This window comes from Streptomyces sp. NBC_01089 (genome assembly GCF_045162975.1).
GTDB lineage: Bacteria > Actinomycetota > Actinomycetes > Streptomycetales > Streptomycetaceae > Streptomyces.
In genome coordinates, this window is the sequence record NZ_CP108660.1 from 5,677,875 (window position 1) to 5,694,159 (window position 16,285).

Below are 16,285 nucleotides of genomic sequence, written 5' to 3' on the forward strand. Positions count from 1 at the left end.
CTGCTCACCCGGCCCTTGCTCACCCGGCCCCTGGTCATCTGTACTCCGAAAGCCTGCGGCTGATGCCGAGTCCCGCGGCCGCCGCGCCCAGTACGGCCAGCACCGCCGCACCCACCGGGAGCCCGGTCAGCGCGCCCCGGCCGTCCGACGCGGCCCGGGTGAACTCCCGCTGCTCATGGCCGAGCGCCTGGTCCAGCGCCTTGTCCACCTGGTCGAAGGACTGGCCGGTCGAGTTCGTCCTGCCGATGACCTGGGTCAGAGCGTCCTCGTAGTCGCCGCTGTCGTCGGTGCGGCGTGCCGCGGCATGCCGGTGCTTCCAGGTGGTCACGTCGGCCCGCGCGGCATCCACCGGACCGCTGCCCGCGCTGTCGCCCGCCGCCAGGCTCTTCGCCTTGTCGAGTCCGCTGACCAGGGCTGCCATGTCCGTGGCATAGTCGGACTCGTACTGATCGTGCTTGCCGTCCTTGGTCAGCACGGAACCGCGCGAGACCAGCGTGAGGTTCTCGTTGGAGCGGGCCTTCAGCGAACTGATCCGCGCGTCGTTGAGCACCTTCAGCGACTCCTGGCCGTGCGTCCGCGACGTGTGCAGATCGGCGGACGCGACCAGATGCCCCGCCACCAGCCACAGCAGCACGGCGACGGACGCCGCCGACGCGGCCAGCAGGCCGTGGTTGAACACCCGGTTGGTCCGCAGATAGTTGCGCCGCTGGACATAGCAGAGGCCGCCCAGGGCCAGGATCCCCACGGCGGTGCCGAGGTACGGCCAGAGCGTCGCCGAGTCGTAGTCGTCGTACAGCCGGCCCGTCTCCGCGTCGTAGAGCTTCTCCGCCGCGGGCAGCAGCGCCGTGCTCATCTGCTGGTTGGCGTACCGCAGATAGGCGCCGCCGAGCGGCAGCCCCTGCCGGTTGTTGGCTCGGGCGCGCTCCACCAGCCCCGTGTATCGGGGGAGTTGCTCGTTGAGCTGGGCGATCTGGCGCCCGGACTCCGTCGAACTGTCGGTGTGGGAAGCGGCTTTCACCAGCAGCCGGGACGCGGTCGCGATATCGCTGTCGTACCGGGCGTGGACGTCCGCCGGCTCCACCGAACCCGCGAGGAAGCCGCTCGCGGCCGCGGTGTCCGCGTCGGCCAGTGAGCGGTAGATGTTCGCGGCGTCCGCGCTGAGGGGCTGGCTGCGGCTGACCACGTCGTCGGCGGAGTCCGCCCGGTCGGAGATCTCGAAGGCGGTCACCGCTCCGAAGGCCACGACCAGCGCGGCCACCAGCGTCCCCATGATCCACAGCCGGCCCGGCTCCGTGGTCGCGGCGGCGCGCAGCCGGTCCCGCGACCCGGTCCAGACGCCGCGCCGCGCCGGTGGGACGGGCGCGTGCGCGGGCGGCGCGGGCGCGCGCACGGGTGATGCGGGCGGAGGCGCCTGGGCGGGCGGTGGGCCCTGCACCGTGCCCCCGTTCGGCGGGTGTACCACTCGACCTCCCCCTGTCCTTCGCGTCTCTCGCGATGTCACGGTCCTGCGAACTCCCCGGCGTGGGACGACAAGTGCCCGGCCAGCAGTATGGCCGCAGGGGCCCCGCACGCACAGCGGCCTTGGCTGGATCTTGATCGATCTGTCGCCTGCGCCTGCCCCGTACTGCCCCGTCCCGCCCCGTGTCCGTCCGGCGTCAGCCCGATGTCTGCCCGGAGTCCGCCCCGTGTCCGCCTTCACCTTGAATACGCCGCCGGGGGCAATTCGGTTCCCGTTCGAGCCTCCTCGTCCGGGTGTCAACTCGTCCGGGTGTCACAAGGGGGCTGTGCGCCGCACCGCGCGGAACACAACCCCCTCAGCCCTCAGCGCATCAAGACCCGCCCCTCAGACCCGCGCCTCAGACCCGCCCCTCAGGCGTACTGCTCCCGCACCCGCGCATAGGACTCCGCGGGGGCCGCGATCCGGTCGAGACCCAGCAGCGCGGCGCCGAGCACCGGGGCGGCCGACACCACCCGGGGGACGGCCTTCGGCGCGCGGTCGGCCAGCAGTTGCCTGATGCGCTCGTCCAACTGCGGGTGCCGCGCGGCCAGTACGCTCCCGCCCAGCAGTACCGGGGTCTCCTCGTCGAGCAGCCCGAGCCTGCCCAGCGCCACCGCGGCGAGCGAGACCACTTCCTCCGCCTGCCGCTCGACGACCGAGCGGGCGACCGGGTCACCGGCCGCCGCGGTCGCGAAGAGGACCGGTGTCAGTTCGTGTTTACGGTCAGCCGGGATACGGCTCAGGTGCAGCGCCTCGATCACCGCGTACATCGTCGGCAGCCCGAAGTGCGCCGGTACCGCCCGCATCAGCTCGGTACGCACGCCGCGCCCGTCCTCGGCGCGCGCCGCGTGCCACAGCGCCTCCTCGGCCAGACCGCCGCCGCCTCCCCAGTCGCCGGATATCCGGCCGATCGCGGGGAAGCGTGCGGTGCGCCCGTCCGGGGTCATCCCGACACAGTTGATGCCGGCCCCGCACACGACGGCCACCCCGCGCGGCTCGTCCACGCCCGCGCGCAGGATCGCGAAGGTGTCGTTGCGTACCTCGACCGCCGGGCCCCAGCCGCGTGCCCCGATCGCGGCGGCCAGGTCACGCTCCTCGACCGGGAGATCGGCGTTGGCCAGACAGGCGGAGACGAAGGAGGCGTACGGCGGGCCGCCCGCCCTGTCGCGTGCTGCCCCGGAGCCGGAGCCGGAGCCGGAGCCGGAGCTGAAACCGACCCCGGTCACCACGGGCGCCCCGGCGCGCGCCCCCGCAGCCTCCGCGACCCCCGCCGCCTCCACCCCCGCCGCCTCCGCGACCGCAGCCCCCACCGCCGCGGCCAGCACGTCCACCGCCGCCTCGACCCCCACCACCGGCGGCTGGAAGCCGCCCGAGCGGCCCCGGCCCAGGACGGTGCCGTCCGCGGCGATGACGGCCACGTCCGTCTTGCTGTTGCCGGCGTCGATCGCCAGCACACCTGCTGTCAGGCCCACGCGAAGTGCTCCCGGTTGTGCGCGACGAGCTTGTCCGTCAGCTCGTCTGCGTACGCGTACTGCCCGATCAACGGGTGCGCGAGGAGCGCCCGGAACACCCGGTCGCGGCCGCCGCGCAGCGCCGCTTCCAGGGCGAGGTCCTCGTACGCCGTGACGTTCGCGACGAGACCGGCGTACAGCGGGTCGAGCGCGGGCACGGCCAGCGGTGTCGCGCCGTTGCCGTCCACCGTCGCCTGCACCTCGATCACGGCGTCGTCGGGGAGGAACGGCAGCGTCCCGTTGTTGTACGTGTTGACGACCTGGAACCGCGATCCTCCCGACCCCAGCAGCGAGGACGCCAGGTCGACCGCCGCCTCCGAGTAGAAGGCGCCGCCCCGCTTGGCCAGCAGCGCGGGCTTCTCGGCCAGCTTCGGGTCGCCGTACATGGTGAGCAGCTCCTTCTCCATCGCGGCCACCTCGGCGGCCCGCGACGGCTTGCTGCCCAGCTCCCTGACGACCTCGTCGTGCGCGTAGAAGTAGCGCAGGTAGTACGAGGGCACCACGCCGAGCCGGTCCAGCACCGGGCGCGGCAGCCGCAGGTCGCCGGCGATCGCGTCGCCGTGCTCGTCCAGCAGCTTCGGCAGGACGTCGGTGCCTTCGGGGCCGCCGATGCGGACACCCAGCTCCCAGCTGAGGTGGTTGAGCCCGACATGGTCGAGGAACACATCGGACGGCGCGACATCGAGGTGCGCGGCGAACTTCCGCTGGAAGCCGATGGCCACGTTGCAGAGCCCGACGGCCTTGTGCCCGGCCTGGAGCAGCGCCCGCGTGACGATGCCCACCGGGTTGGTGAAGTCGATGATCCAGGCGTCCGGGTTGGTGCGCCGTACGCGCTCGGCGATGTCCAGTACCACCGGCACCGTGCGCATGGCCTTGGCCAGGCCGCCCGCGCCGGTCGTCTCCTGCCCGACGCAGCCGCACTCCAGCGGCCAGGTCTCGTCCTGCTGCCGGGCGGCCTGACCGCCGACGCGCAGCTGGAGCAGGACCGCCGCGGCGCCTTCGACGCCCGCGTCGAGGTCCGACGTCGTCGTGATGACGCCCGGGTGCCCCTGCTTGGCGAAGATCCGCCGGGCGAGACCGCCCACCAGCTCAAGACGGTCGGCCGCCGGGTCGACGAGCACCAGCTCAGTGATCGGCAGTGTGTCCCGCAACCGCGCGAAACCGTCGATGAGTTCGGGCGTGTAGGTGGACCCGCCCCCCACTACTGCGAGCTTCATTTCAGCTAACCCTTCACTCCGGTCAGTGTGACGCCCTCGACGAATGCCTTCTGTGCGAAGAAGAAGACGAGGATCACAGGGGCCATGACCAGGACGGTCGCGGCCATGGTCAGATTCCAGTCGGTATGGTGTGCGCCCTTGAAGGACTCCAGGCCGTAGGAGAGCGTCCAGGCGGCCGGGTTCTCCGAGGTGTAGATCTGCGGGCCGAAGTAGTCGTTCCAGGCGTAGAAGAACTGGAAGAGCGCGACGGCGGCGATCCCCGGTCTGGCCATCGGGACGATGACCTTCAGCAGGGTGCGCAGTTCCCCGCAGCCGTCGACCTTGGCCGCGTCGATGTACTCGTCGGGGATGGTCAGCAGGAACTGCCGCAGCAGGAAGATGGAGAACGCGTCGCCGAACGCCATCGGGATGATCAGCGGCCAGAGCGTCCCCGACAGATCGAGCTGCTTCGCCCAGAACAGGTACATCGGGATGATGACGACCTGCGGCGGCAGCATCATCATCGAGATGACGAGCATCAGCGACAGATGCCGGCCCCGGAAGCGGAACTTGGCGAGGGCGTACGCCACGGGCAGGGACGACACCACGGTCAGTACGGTGCCGAGCCCCGCGTACAGCAGGGTGTTCCGCCACCAGGACAGAAAGCCCGGGGTGTCGAAGACCTTGCGGTAGTTGGACCACTCGAAGGTGTGCGGCCACAGGTCGCGGGTGAGCGCCTGCTGGTCGCTCATCAGCGAGGTGAGGATCACGAAGACGAACGGCAGCACGAAGAAGAGCGCCGCCGCCACGCCCAGCGCGTGCACGGCGATCCAGTGCAGCAGGGTCCTGCGGCGGGCGGTCCGCTGCGCCCGGTCGGCCCCGAGGACGGCGGCCGGGCCTCCGGCGGCCTGGGTGAGCTGTGTCATGACGGTCAGTCACCTGCCTGTACGAGCCCGCTGCGGCGCCGCATCAGCAGTGCGGTGAACGCCATGGCCAGGGCGAAGAGGACGAGCGCGACCACACAGGCTGACCCGTAGTCGAAGCGCTGGAAGCCGAGCGTGTAGACGAGCTGCGGCAGGGTCAGGGTCGATTTGTCGGGGAAGCCGGGCGAGAACTGCTGCCCGGAGCCGCCGATGATCCCCGATGCGACCTTCCCGGCCACCAGTGGCTGGGTGTAGTACTGCATCGCCTGGATGACCCCGGTGACCACGGCGAACATGATGATCGGCGCGATGTTCGGCAGCGTCACGAACCGGAAGCGCTGCACCGGGGACGCGCCGTCCAGCTCCGCCGCCTCGTACTGCTCCTTCGGTACGTCGAGGAGCGCGGCCATGAAGATCACCATCAGGTCGCCGATGCCCCACACCGCCAGCATGGTGAGCGCGGGCTTGGACCAGGTGGCGTCGGTGAACCAGCCGGGCGTCGGCAGCCCGATGTCACCGAGGATCGAATTGACCGGCCCGGTCCCCGGGTTGAGCAGGAAGACGAAGGCCAGCGTCGCGGCCACCGGCGGCGCCAGATACGGCAGATAGAAGAGGGTCCGGAAGATCCCGGCCCCCGTCTTGATCTTGGTGATCAGCATCCCGATGCCGAGCCCGAAGACCACCCGGCAGGCGACCATCACGACCACCAGCCAGAGGGTGTTGCGCATCGCGGGCCAGAAGTCCGGGTACTCGGTGAAGACGTACGTCCAGTTGGTCAGGCCGTTGAACGCCGGGGCCTTGAAGCCGTCGTACTTCGTGAAGGAGAAGTAGACGGTCGAGACCAGCGGATAGACGAAGAAGACAGCGAACCCGATGAGCCAGGGCGACATGAAGGCCGCCGTGCGCACCGCCGCCCGGCGGCGCTTCGATCGCGGGGTGTACGTGGTCATGGCGAGGCTACTTCGCCTTCTCGTTGTCCTTGTCGATCTGCGACGCGGTCTTCCGCAGACCGGCCTTCAGATCCTTCGCCCTGCCCGACTCGAAGTCGTATCCGAAGTCCTGGAGGGTCACCTGGTAGGTGCCGCCGTTGACCGACGGGGGAGTGGTGGTGGAGGCCGGGTTCCGCGCGATGTCCAGGAACGTCTTCAGCCGCGGGTCGAACGTCAGCTTCGGCGACTTCAGCGCGGCCAGCGTGGACGGGATGTTGTGGATGTCGTTGGCGAAGTCCACGACCGCGTCGGTGTCGGTGGTGATGTACTTCACGAACTCCCAGGAGGCGTTCTGCTTCTTGCTGGTCGACGCGATACCGGCGATCGTGCCGGTGATGTAGCCCTTGCCGTACGAGGCGGCCTGGTCGTCGGGGACCGGCAGCGGGGCGATGCCGATGTCCACCTTGGACTTGGCGTCCTGGGCCATCCCGAGCCGCCACTCGCCGTCGACCTGCATGGCGACCTGGCCGGTCTGGAAGGGGTGCTTGGCGCCCCACTCGTCACCGAACGTGGCCCGGAACTTCTCCAGTTTGCCGAAGCCGCCCAGCTTCTTCACCAGGCCCTGCTGCCAGCTGAACATCCTCGCGAAGGCGGGGTCCCTGGCCACGTCGGACTTGCCGTCCTTGCCGACGTACGTGGGGCTCCACTGCGCCACCATGTGGCTGGGCGTCGACTCGTAGCCGTGGAAGGTCGGCATGAAGCCGAGCTGCCGGTACGAGCCGCCCTGGGGCTTCGTCAGCTTGACGGCGTCCCGGTCGAACTCGGTCCAGGTCTTCGGCGGCGCGGTGATCCCGGCGGCCTTGAACGCGGCCTTGTTGTAGTAGAGCGCGTACGCGTCGCTGAGCAGCGGCAGGGTGCAGCGCACCCCGTTGAACTGCGTGTAGTCCTGGAGCGGCTTGGAGAAGGTCTTGTCCAGGTCGATCCTCGACTTCGCGAGGAACGGCTTCAGATCCACGAAGGCACCGGACGAGCAGAACTTGCCGACGTTGTCGGTGGTGAAGGAGGAGACGACGTCGGGGGCGTCCGAACCGCCGCCCCGCAGCGCCTGGTTGATCTTGTCGTCGGTCATGTTGCCGACGACCTTCACCGTGATGTTCGGGTGGATCTTCTCGAAGCGGTCGACGTCCGCCTGGATCGCCTTGACCTCGCTCGCGGCGCTCCAGCCGTGCCAGAAGGTGAGGGTGGTCCGCGCGTTCACATCGTCGTCCGCGCCGCCCGAACTCTGGCCGGTACAGGCCGAGGCGAGCAGGGACAGGGACGCGGCAGCGACGACGGCCGGGGCCAGTCGGCGGTTTCTGGGCATGACGGAATCTCCCTCTGGCGGATCTGGGGCTGTTACGGGGGATGCGCGGGGGTGCTGGGGAAAACGAGTGGGAGTACGGGGGTACGGGAGGGGGGAACGGAGCCGGTACTCCGCCGGGGTCAGTGCGCCGAGGTGTCGAAGACCTCGTCGCGGGTGGTGGCGAGCGCGCTCTCCAGCGCCCCGCGCAGGACGGGCTGGTCCCGTACGGAGCCGAGGACGAGCCGGGGCCGGGAAGCGGCCAGTTCGGCCAGCTCGCGCTGGACGAGTTCACGCAGCGGTTCGCCGCCCGCGACGAGCAGATCGCCGGAGAGGACCAGGAGTTCGGGGTCGAGCACGGCCACCAGCGAGGCCAGACCGGTGGCCACCGCGGTGGCGAAGACCTCCAGGAGACGCCGGTACGGTCCCGCGTCGGCCCGTGCCGCCTCGCTGATCAGCGCGCTCGCCACCGCGGTGTGCGGACCGCTGCCGATGCCCTCGATGCCCAGCTCCCTGGCCAGCCTGGCCAGCGCCTGGGAGCCCGCGAGCTCCTGGAAGCCGCCCGCGTTCGCCTTGGTCACCTGGCGCACCAGCGGGGCGCCGGGCACCGGCATGAAGCCGACCTCGCCCGCGCCGCCGGTGAAGCCGCGGTGCAGCCGGCCGCCGAGTACGACGGCGGCGCCGACGCCCTCCTCGTTCCAGAGCAGGACGAAGTCCTCGTGGCCGCGGGCCGCGCCCAGCCGCTGTTCGGCGACGGCGGCCAGATTGACGTCGTTCTCGTACTCGACGGGCATCGGCAGCGCCGCCGCCAGCTCGTCGAGCAGCGCGGGGGAGTGCCAGCCGGGCAGATGGGAGGCGTACCGCAGCCGGCCGGTGTTCGGGTCGAAGGCGCCGGGGGTGCCCACCACGACCCGGCGCAGATCGGCCCGTACCAGTCCCGCGGCCTTGGTGGCGCCGTCCAGGGCTTCGGTGACCTGCCGGACGACGCCCGTACCGCGTCTGCCCGGGGTCGCGAGCCGGAACTCGCCGACGGTGCGGCCGGTGATGTCGGCGACGGCGGCCCGGATGCGCTGCGGGTTCACATCGATCCCGGCGGCGTGCCCGGCCCCGGCATTGACCGCGTAGAGCTGCGCACTCGGCCCCGGACGGCCCTCACTGGTGCCGGTGGCCACCACGAGCCCGGCTGCCTCCAGACGCGCCAGCAGCTGGGAGGCGGTCGGCTTGGAGAGCCCGGTCAGCTTGCCGATCTTCGTACGGGACAGCGGTCCGTGCTCAAGGAGCAGGTCGAGGGCGGCGCGGTCGTTCATCGCCCGCAGCACGCGCGGGGTTCCTGGAGTCGTGCCACCTGCCATGTCGTACGCTCCTGCCCCTCGCACCACTGTTAGGAAAGTTTCCAATTCGGTGGGAGGAACGTAGGCCGCAGGTCAGCCGGGCGTCAATGGTCTGTCCCGGTCCGGCGGCCAAAGCGTTACCTCGGCAGCCGAAAAGAGCGCCCCGCGTGTTCTGCGGGGCGCTCTTGCGTACGGAGAGTGAACGGCGGGGGGACGGGCCCGGGGCGTCGCCGTGCCGGGCCGTCTTTCTCCGCCGCTTCGAGAGGTTCTGCTACTTCGAGAGGTTCTGCGGCGGGATGGGCGATGCCGCGAGCGACTGCGGCGAGCTCGGGCTGGCCAGCGCGGACGGCGCCGACATGGAGGCCGACGAGTCGACCGGCGGCTCCTCGGTGTCGACGGTGACCGGGCCGCCCACGACCAGGATGCCCGCCTCCTCCAGTGCGTTCTTCAGCCGCCAGCGCAGCTCCCGCTCCACACCCAGGGCCTTGCCCGGCATCGTCTTGGCGGAGACCCTGATGACCATCGAGTCCAGCAGTACGGAGTCCAGGCCCAGGATCTCGACCGGGCCCCAGAGCTGTTCGTTCCACGGTTCGTCCTTGGCCAGATCCTGTCCGACCGCGCTGATCACCTCGCGCAGCCGCTCCAGGTTCTCGGTCGGCTTCACCTGGACGTCCACGGCCGCTGTCGCCCAGCCCTGGCTGAGGTTGCCGATCCGCTTGATCTCACCGTTGCGTACGTACCAGATCGCGCCGTTCTCACCGCGCAGCTTGGTCACCCGCAGCCCGACCTCGATCACCTCGCCGGTCGCGACCCCCGCGTCGATGCTGTCCCCGACGCCGTACTGGTCTTCCATGATCATGAAGACGCCGGAGAGGAAGTCGGTGACCAGATTCCGGGCGCCGAAGCCGATGGCGACACCGGCGACACCTGCCGACGCCAGCAGCGGCGCCAGGTCGATCTTGAGCGTGGAGAGCACCATCAGCGCCGCGGTGCCCAGGATCACGAAGGACGCCACCGAGCGCAGCACCGAACCGATGGCCTCGGAGCGCTGCCGGCGGCGCTCCTGGTTGACCAGCAGGCCGCCGAGCGCGGTGCCTTCGACGGCTGTCGCGCTGCGGTTCATGTGCTCTATCAGCCGGGTGAGCGCGCGCCTGACCAGGGCGCGCAGCACGGTGGCGATGACCAGGATCAGGACGATCCGGAGTCCGATCGACAGCCAGGTGGACCAGTTCTGCTGCACCCAGTCGGCTGCATTGGTCGCGGACTTCTGGGCGTCGTCGAGAGTGTCGGCCGTACCGGGCCGAGAGCTGTCACCCGTCGCTAGGGACCAGGCCACGGCATGCACGGCGTTCACAGCGGAAACCTCCAGGGGAAGCAGGCAGAACCTCCACACTAACGGCGCATCACGGCTGCTTCCGCCGTCCCGATCGGCGGAGAGACGTATCCCACGCGGGGGACCGGCAGGAAGGACGTGGCTCCCACCGGAGGCCGCTGAAGACTGCTGAAAACCGCCGGGAACCGTGCACGAACGCTCAGGAACGGCCAGGTGCGGACGAAAACACTCCGAGCCCGTTACCTGACGTTGGTGGCGCTTCCATCAGGCATGAGGAGAGACTGAGAGCAGATCGTCCCGGCGCGAGCCACGCGCCGCCGGCGTACAAGGAGGCATCCACCGTGCCGCACGTCCTGGTCCTCAACGCGTCGTACGAGCCGCTCGGCGTCGTACCGCTCCGTCGCGCGCTCGTCCTCGTCCTGGAGAACAAAGCGGTCTCCCTGGAGGAATCCGGCGCCTTCATGCACAGTGCCACCCGCATCGTCCCCGCGCCCAGCGTCGTACGGCTGAAGCGGTTCGTGCGGGTCCCCTACCGGGGGCCCGTCCCGCTCACCCGCCGTGCGCTCTTCGCGCGGGACGGCGGCCGCTGTATGTACTGCGGTGGCGTCGCAACCAGCGTCGACCATGTCATTCCGCGCAGCCGCGGCGGACAGCACCGCTGGGACAACGTGGTGGCCGCGTGCCGCCGCTGCAACCACGTCAAGGCCGACCGGCACCTGCTGGAACTGGGCTGGCGCCTGCGCCACCAGCCGGCCCCGCCGAGCGGTCTCGCCTGGCGCATCATCGGAACCGGGCACCGGGACCCGCGCTGGCTGCCGTATCTGCAGCCGTTCGGGGCGGAGGACGCCATGGCGCGGATCGACGGCGTGTCCGCCTGACGGGCCGGGCTGTTTCCGGGCTGTCCGCTGCGCTGTGTTCCGCCCTGCGGGGGCTGTGCCGCGGGGCGGATGCGGCCATGCGGGTCAGCCGTGCGGATCATCGGGTCGTGCGAATCATCGGTTCATCACCTCACCAGTTCATGACTTCATGACTTCGTCACGTTGTCACTTTGTCGGTTATGTGTGTTGTCGGTTATCCGGTTCGTCGGTTCAGCCGTTCGTCGGGTTAGCGGACCGTCGGCTCAGCAGTCCATCCGCTCACCTGCTGATACCCGGTCGGTGTGCCGGAATTGCCCGATCCGGTGGTGGTGTGGACAATTCCTCTGCGGGGAACGGAATGTGACCCGGCGCACGTTGGTGAGACGAATACGGATGGGGCCGCGCCCGCTGGGTAGGGCTTGGGTCCAACCTCGTCGCCGACCTTACGGAGATTCTCGTGGCCGCTTCAGCGCAGCTTCTGCTCTCGGCCCTGTCCAAACCTGTCCCGGAGACCGTTCCGGAGCTCGTGCCGGACCTGATGCCCGACCCCGACGCGAGCACCAGCTCCATGGAGCTGCCGCTGACGAGCGAGCCCCCGCTCTCCGATGTCGCACCCCTCACCAGCGAGCCGCCGCTCGCCGACTTCACCCCGTTGACCAGTGAGCCCACCGCATACGGAACGGCTGCCGGGATCTGACCGCAGCCTGAACGGGGAGTCCGCATGAGCCTTGCCAGGCTCGCCGCGCTGCATGGAGTCGCCACCAGCTACGCACCGTCCGATGACGTCACCGTGCCGGTCTCCGACACCACCGTCATCGCTGTCCTCGCCGCGCTCGACATCGACGCGTCGACACCGGAGGCGGCCGGCGCGGCGCTCGCCCGTCACGAGGCGGCCCTGGCCGACCGGCTGTTGCCACCGACCGTGGTGGCCAGGCCGGGTGAGCGGCCCCCTGTCGTGCGGGACCTCCCGCCGGGCACCCGGCTGCGGATCGAGACCGAGCAGGGCGGCACCCTCGACAAGTGGCAGGAACTGCCGCTCGGCGTGCACCGGTTGCGTGCCGAAGCGGCCGACGGACGCACCGCGCGGGCCGCACTCGTGGTCGCGCCCGACCGGGTGCCACAGCCCCCGGGCCACAGCCACGGCTTCCTGGTGCAGCTCTACTCCCTGCTGTCCGCGCGCTCCTGGGGCATGGGCGACCTCGGCGACCTCGCCGAGCTGGCCGCCTGGTCGGGGCGGGTGCACGGCGCCGGATTCGTCCAGGTCAATCCGCTGCACGCGGCGGCGCCCGGGACGCCCACCGACCCCTCGCCCTACCGGCCTTCGTCCCGGCGCTTCCCCGACCCCGTACATCTGCGGGTCGACGCGGTGCCCGAGTACGCGTACATCGAGGACCGCGGCCATCTGCGCCGGGCCGCCGCGCTGCGCGAAGCCGTGCTCGACGGGGGCGCCCTGATCGACCGGGACGCCGTGTGGGCGCTGAAGAAGGAAGCCCTGGAGCTGGTGTACGAGGTGCCGCTCGGCCCCGGCAGACGCGCTGCCTACGCCGACTACCTCGCGGACCAGGGCCGCCCGCTGGAGGATCACGCCACCTGGTGCGCGCTGGCCGAACGGCACGGGCCCGACTGGCACACCTGGCCCACGCCGCTCCGCGACCCCCGCTCGCACGGGACGGCCCGCGCCCGCGCGGCGCTCCAGCACCGTGTCGACTTCCACATGTGGCTGGCCTGGCTGACCGACGGCCAGCTCGCCGACGCCCAGCGCGCCGCCCGTGCGGCGGGCATGGAGACCGGCCTGGTCCACGATCTGGCCGTCGGGGTGCATCCGGACGGCGCGGACGCCTGGGCCCAGCAGGACACCTTCGCGCCGGGGATGTCCGTCGGCGCCCCGCCGGACGCCTTCAACGCCCGCGGCCAGGACTGGGGTCTGCCGCCCTGGCGCCCCGACGCGCTCGCCGCCTCCGGTTACGCGCCCTACCGCGGACTGCTGAAGGGCATCCTGCGGAACGCGGGCGCGATCCGGATCGACCATGTGATGGGGCTCTTCCGGCTCTGGTGGGTACCGGAGGGCGGCGATCCCACCACCGGAACATATGTCCGTTATGACGCCGACGCGATGCTGGCGGTCCTCACCCTGGAGGCGCACCTCGCGGGCGCGGCCGTCATCGGCGAGGACCTCGGCACGGTCGAGCCCGGCGTCCGTGAATCCCTCTCGCGCCGCGGCGTACTGGGCACTTCGGTGCTCTGGTTCGAGCGCGACTGGAGCGGTACGGGCCGGCCGCTGCCGCCGGAGAAGTGGCGCGAGGAGTGCGTGGCGACCGCGACCACCCACGATCTGCCCTCCACCGCGGCCCGGCTGACCGGCGAACACGTCGAACTCCGCCACCGGCTGGGCCTGCTGACCCGCCCACTGGGCCAGGAACAGGCCGAGGACAAGGCCGAACTCGCCGAGTGGCTCGGCCTGCTCTCCCGGCTCGGGCTGCTGCCCGAGGGCTCGGGCGACGAGGAGGGGGAAGTCCGGGCGGTGCACCGCTTCCTGCTGCGCACCCCGGCCCGGATGACCGGCATCTGGCTGCCGGACGCGGTGGGGGACCGCAGGCCGCAGAACCTTCCGGGCACCTGGGACCAGTACCCCAACTGGCGCCTGCCGGTCGCCGACCCGGCAGGCAGGCCCATGACCCTGGAGGAAGTGGCCGCTTCGCCCCGTCTGCACCGCCTGATGGCTGAGTTCCGGCCGCGTACGGCACCCCCGGGCGCGCACACCGTATAGCCGTTCGCTACGTTTGGTCCGTGGACAAGAAGAACGCCGTGCGCGCCGGAGCCGTAGCAGCCGGTACGACGCTGATGATGCTGCTCATGTCGTCCCCCGCGCTCGCGCTGACCCGCGACGACGGCGACGACCCCGGTCCTGGCCTGAGTGTCTTCGACACGATCGGCCTCTTTGTGATCACACCACTCGTCCTGTTCGGGATCATCGCCGGACTGGTGATGGTCCTCGACAAGTCCCGCAAGAAGGCGTGACACCCGCCCTCTTCACCTGAGGTGCCGCGGAGCCGCCCGACCGGCCCCGCGGCATCGCTGCGTTCTGCCCCGCTCCGGGACGGTGCCCCGCCCGGCGGCGATAGGTTGCGGGCATGACCGAGTGGGACATCCGGAAGCTCCAGATCCTCCGCACGCTGAGCGAGCGGGGCACCGTCACGGCCACCGCCGAGGTGCTCCGGATGACCCCGTCGGCCGTCTCCCAGCAGCTCTCCAACCTGGCCAAGCAGCTCGGCGTACCGCTCCTCGTGGCGCACGGCAGACGGGTCAGGCTCACCGACGCGGCCCATCTGGTGCTCCGGCACGCCGAGGCGGTCTTCGCCCAGCTGGAGCGCGCGGACGCCGAACTGGCCGGCTACCTCCAGGGGGAGGCGGGCGAGGTCAGGGTGGGCGCCTTCTCCACCGCCGTTCCCGCCCTGGTGGTCCCCGCGGTAGCCGCACTGCGCCGCAGCCACCCCGCCGTCGAGGTCCGTATCCGGGAGGCCGAGGCGGCCGAGGCGTACGAACTGCTCTCGGGCGGCGACGTCGATCTGGCGATCTCCCTCGCCGCCCACGCCCCGACCGCCCGCGATCCGCGCTTCACCCGTCTGCCCCTGCTGGCCGACCCGCTGGACGTGGCGCTGCCCGCCGGGCACCCGCTGGCCGCCGCCGAGGGGCTGCGGCTCGCCGACCTCTCCGGCGAGGCATGGATCTTCGGCGGCAGCGGCCCCTGGTCGGAGATCACCACGGCGGCCTGCGAGGCCGCCGGTTTCGTCCCCGAGCAGGCGCACAGCGCGGCCGGCTGGACGGCGATCCTGGCCATGGTGGAGGCGGAGATGGGCGTCGCGCTCGTGCCCAGGATGGCGGTGGGCGGGGAGCGCCGTCCCGGGGTGGTGACACGGGTACTCAGCGCCGACCAGCCGCAGCGCCATGTGATCGCCGCGGTGCGGCGCGGGGCCGAAGGGGGCACTGCGGTCGGGCGGGTGCTGGACGCGCTCCGCGAGGTCGCGGGGGACCGGGGCGGCCACCCGTAGCATCGTTCAGTTCCACTGAATGGATCCTGTGGAAACTTTCGATGGACGTGATCGGTGGTTCTGGGTGAGAGTCGGAGCATGACTTCCACCGATGCAGCGAGCTCCCAGGACCCCCACGCCAACGACGCGGCCCCGTACGGCGGTGGCGACCCGTACGCCGACTACCGCTCGGGGGACCACGCCTTCACCGAGCTGGTCGACCTGGCCGACCGCCGCCTCGGTGCCGGTGTCGTCGCCGCCAATGACGAGTTCTTCGCCGAGCGCGAGAACCTGCTCGTCCGTGAGCGTGCCGTCTTCGACCCCGAGCACTTCGGTCACAAGGGCAAGATCATGGACGGCTGGGAGACCCGCCGCCGGCGCGGAGCGTCCGCCGAGACGCCCTTCCCGACCCCCGACGACCACGACTGGGCGCTCGTCCGGCTCGGTGCCCCCGGCATCATCCGCGGCATCATCGTGGACACCGCCCACTTCCGCGGCAACTACCCGCAGCAGATATCGGTCCAGGGCGCCACGGTGGAAGGCTCCCCGAGCCCCGACGAGCTGCTCGCCGACGACGTGAAGTGGGAGGAGATCATCCCGCGGTCCCCCGTGCTCGGCCACGCGGCCAACGCCTTCGAGATCACCGGTGAGCGCGTCTACACCCACGTCAGGCTCTGCCAGCACCCCGACGGCGGCGTCGCCCGCCTCCGCGTGCACGGCGAGGTCGTCCCCGACCCCGAGTGGCTCGGCCTGCTCTCCACGGTCGACCTGGCCTCGGTGCTCAACGGCGCCGCGTACGAGGACGCTTCGGACCGCTTCTACTCGTCGCCGACCCAGATCATCCTGCCCGGCACCTCCCGCAAGATGGACGACGGCTGGGAGAACCGCCGCCGCCGCGTCCGCGACACCAACGACTGGGTGCGGTTCCGGCTGGCCGCCCAGGGCGCCGTCCGCGCCGTGGAGATCGACACGGCCTACCTCAAGGGCAACGCCGCCGGCTGGATCGCGCTGAGCGGCCGCGACGGCGAGTCCGGCGAGTGGTTCGAGATCATCCCGCGCACCAAGCTCCAGCCCGACACCCTGCACCGCTTCAAGCTCGCCGCCGAGTCGGTCGTCACACACGTACGCCTCGACACCTTCCCGGACGGCGGTGTGGCGCGGATGCGCCTGCACGGCACGTTCACCGATGCGGGCACGGCGGAGCTGCGCCGCCGGTACAACGGGTCCTGACCCGCACGCACCGCCGACACCGCCGACACCGCCGACACCGCCGACACCGCCGACACCGCTGACACCTCTGTCCGGAGGCCGGGGGGAAACCCGCACAGAGGGAAGGGGCG

At 71.0% G+C, this 16,285-nt stretch carries 14 protein-coding genes; 6 read left to right on the forward strand and 8 right to left on the reverse strand.

From position 1 onward, the window contains the following. Positions 1-34 precede the first annotated feature (34 nt). The 8 genes from OG510_RS25505 to OG510_RS25540 form a co-directional block, all read right to left on the reverse strand. The gene (locus OG510_RS25505) at positions 35-1,462 is read right to left on the reverse strand and encodes a hypothetical protein (RefSeq protein WP_406139836.1); all 1,428 of its coding nucleotides are present in this window, start codon (positions 1,460-1,462) and stop codon (positions 35-37) included. A 407-nt stretch (positions 1,463-1,869) separates the two neighbouring features. Beyond that, on the reverse strand, positions 1,870-2,970 hold the full coding sequence (locus OG510_RS25510) for an N-acetylglucosamine kinase (protein WP_406139838.1): 1,101 nt from the start codon (positions 2,968-2,970) through the stop codon (positions 1,870-1,872). Next, positions 2,961-4,226, reverse strand: coding sequence for a 6-phospho-beta-glucosidase (locus OG510_RS25515; protein ID WP_406139840.1), 1,266 nt, complete (start codon positions 4,224-4,226; stop codon positions 2,961-2,963). The genes OG510_RS25510 and OG510_RS25515 overlap by 10 nt, the downstream gene beginning before the upstream one ends. Positions 4,227-4,231: 5 nt before the next feature. Then, positions 4,232-5,131: a carbohydrate ABC transporter permease gene (locus OG510_RS25520; protein ID WP_406139841.1), complete on the reverse strand. Its 900-nt coding sequence runs from the start codon at positions 5,129-5,131 to the stop codon at positions 4,232-4,234. A gap of 5 nt (positions 5,132-5,136) precedes the next feature. Next, a complete protein-coding gene (locus OG510_RS25525) occupies positions 5,137-6,078 on the reverse strand; it encodes a carbohydrate ABC transporter permease (RefSeq protein WP_406139843.1) in 942 nt (313 codons plus the stop codon). Positions 6,079-6,085: 7 nt separating this feature from the next. After that, positions 6,086-7,420 (reverse strand): ABC transporter substrate-binding protein, encoded by a 1,335-nt coding sequence (locus OG510_RS25530; protein WP_406139844.1) that lies wholly within the window; start codon positions 7,418-7,420, stop codon positions 6,086-6,088. Between the two features lie 119 nt (positions 7,421-7,539). Further along, positions 7,540-8,748 (reverse strand): ROK family protein, encoded by a 1,209-nt coding sequence (locus OG510_RS25535; protein WP_406139845.1) that lies wholly within the window; start codon positions 8,746-8,748, stop codon positions 7,540-7,542. 250 nt (positions 8,749-8,998) lie between these two features. Next, entirely contained in the window at positions 8,999-10,063 is a 1,065-nt protein-coding gene (locus OG510_RS25540; protein ID WP_406142548.1) for a mechanosensitive ion channel family protein, read from the reverse strand. A gap of 338 nt (positions 10,064-10,401) precedes the next feature. Between OG510_RS25540 and OG510_RS25545 the strand changes: the two genes are divergently transcribed. The 6 genes from OG510_RS25545 to alc all read left to right on the forward strand — a co-directional run bounded on the left by OG510_RS25545 (position 10,402) and on the right by alc (position 16,175). Further along, complete coding sequence (locus OG510_RS25545) at positions 10,402-10,938, forward strand: HNH endonuclease (protein ID WP_164265239.1); 537 nt, start codon at positions 10,402-10,404, stop codon at positions 10,936-10,938. A 436-nt stretch (positions 10,939-11,374) separates the two neighbouring features. Next, positions 11,375-11,614 carry a hypothetical protein gene (locus OG510_RS25550; protein ID WP_164265240.1) on the forward strand — a complete coding sequence of 80 codons (240 nt, stop codon included), beginning with the start codon at positions 11,375-11,377 and terminating at the stop codon, positions 11,612-11,614. A 24-nt stretch (positions 11,615-11,638) separates the two neighbouring features. Beyond that, positions 11,639-13,684 carry a 4-alpha-glucanotransferase gene (gene malQ, locus OG510_RS25555; RefSeq protein ID WP_406139847.1) on the forward strand — a complete coding sequence of 682 codons (2,046 nt, stop codon included), beginning with the start codon at positions 11,639-11,641 and terminating at the stop codon, positions 13,682-13,684. 20 nt (positions 13,685-13,704) lie between these two features. Beyond that, positions 13,705-13,935: a hypothetical protein gene (locus OG510_RS25560; protein WP_164265242.1), complete on the forward strand. Its 231-nt coding sequence runs from the start codon at positions 13,705-13,707 to the stop codon at positions 13,933-13,935. A 113-nt stretch (positions 13,936-14,048) separates the two neighbouring features. Further along, entirely contained in the window at positions 14,049-14,966 is a 918-nt protein-coding gene (locus tag OG510_RS25565) for a LysR family transcriptional regulator (RefSeq protein WP_164265243.1), read from the forward strand. A 78-nt stretch (positions 14,967-15,044) separates the two neighbouring features. Then, positions 15,045-16,175, forward strand: coding sequence for an allantoicase (gene alc, locus OG510_RS25570; RefSeq protein WP_406139848.1), 1,131 nt, complete (start codon positions 15,045-15,047; stop codon positions 16,173-16,175). The last annotated feature ends 110 nt before the right edge of the window (positions 16,176-16,285 follow it).

Bases quoted from the DNA above. Each gene is read 5' to 3' on its own strand.
- OG510_RS25515 (WP_406139840.1), bottom strand. From the start codon at position 4,226: ATGAAGCTCGCAGTAGTGGGGGGCGGGTCCACCTACACGCCCGAACTC.
- OG510_RS25520 (WP_406139841.1), bottom strand. From the start codon at position 5,131: ATGACACAGCTCACCCAGGCCGCCGGAGGCCCGGCCGCCGTCCTCGGG.
- OG510_RS25565 (WP_164265243.1), top strand. From the start codon at position 14,049: ATGACCGAGTGGGACATCCGGAAGCTCCAGATCCTCCGCACGCTGAGC.
- alc (WP_406139848.1), top strand. From the start codon at position 15,045: ATGACTTCCACCGATGCAGCGAGCTCCCAGGACCCCCACGCCAACGAC.
- OG510_RS25530 (WP_406139844.1), bottom strand. From the start codon at position 7,420: ATGCCCAGAAACCGCCGACTGGCCCCGGCCGTCGTCGCTGCCGCGTCC.
- OG510_RS25535 (WP_406139845.1), bottom strand. From the start codon at position 8,748: ATGGCAGGTGGCACGACTCCAGGAACCCCGCGCGTGCTGCGGGCGATG.
- OG510_RS25525 (WP_406139843.1), bottom strand. From the start codon at position 6,078: ATGACCACGTACACCCCGCGATCGAAGCGCCGCCGGGCGGCGGTGCGC.
- malQ (WP_406139847.1), top strand. From the start codon at position 11,639: ATGAGCCTTGCCAGGCTCGCCGCGCTGCATGGAGTCGCCACCAGCTAC.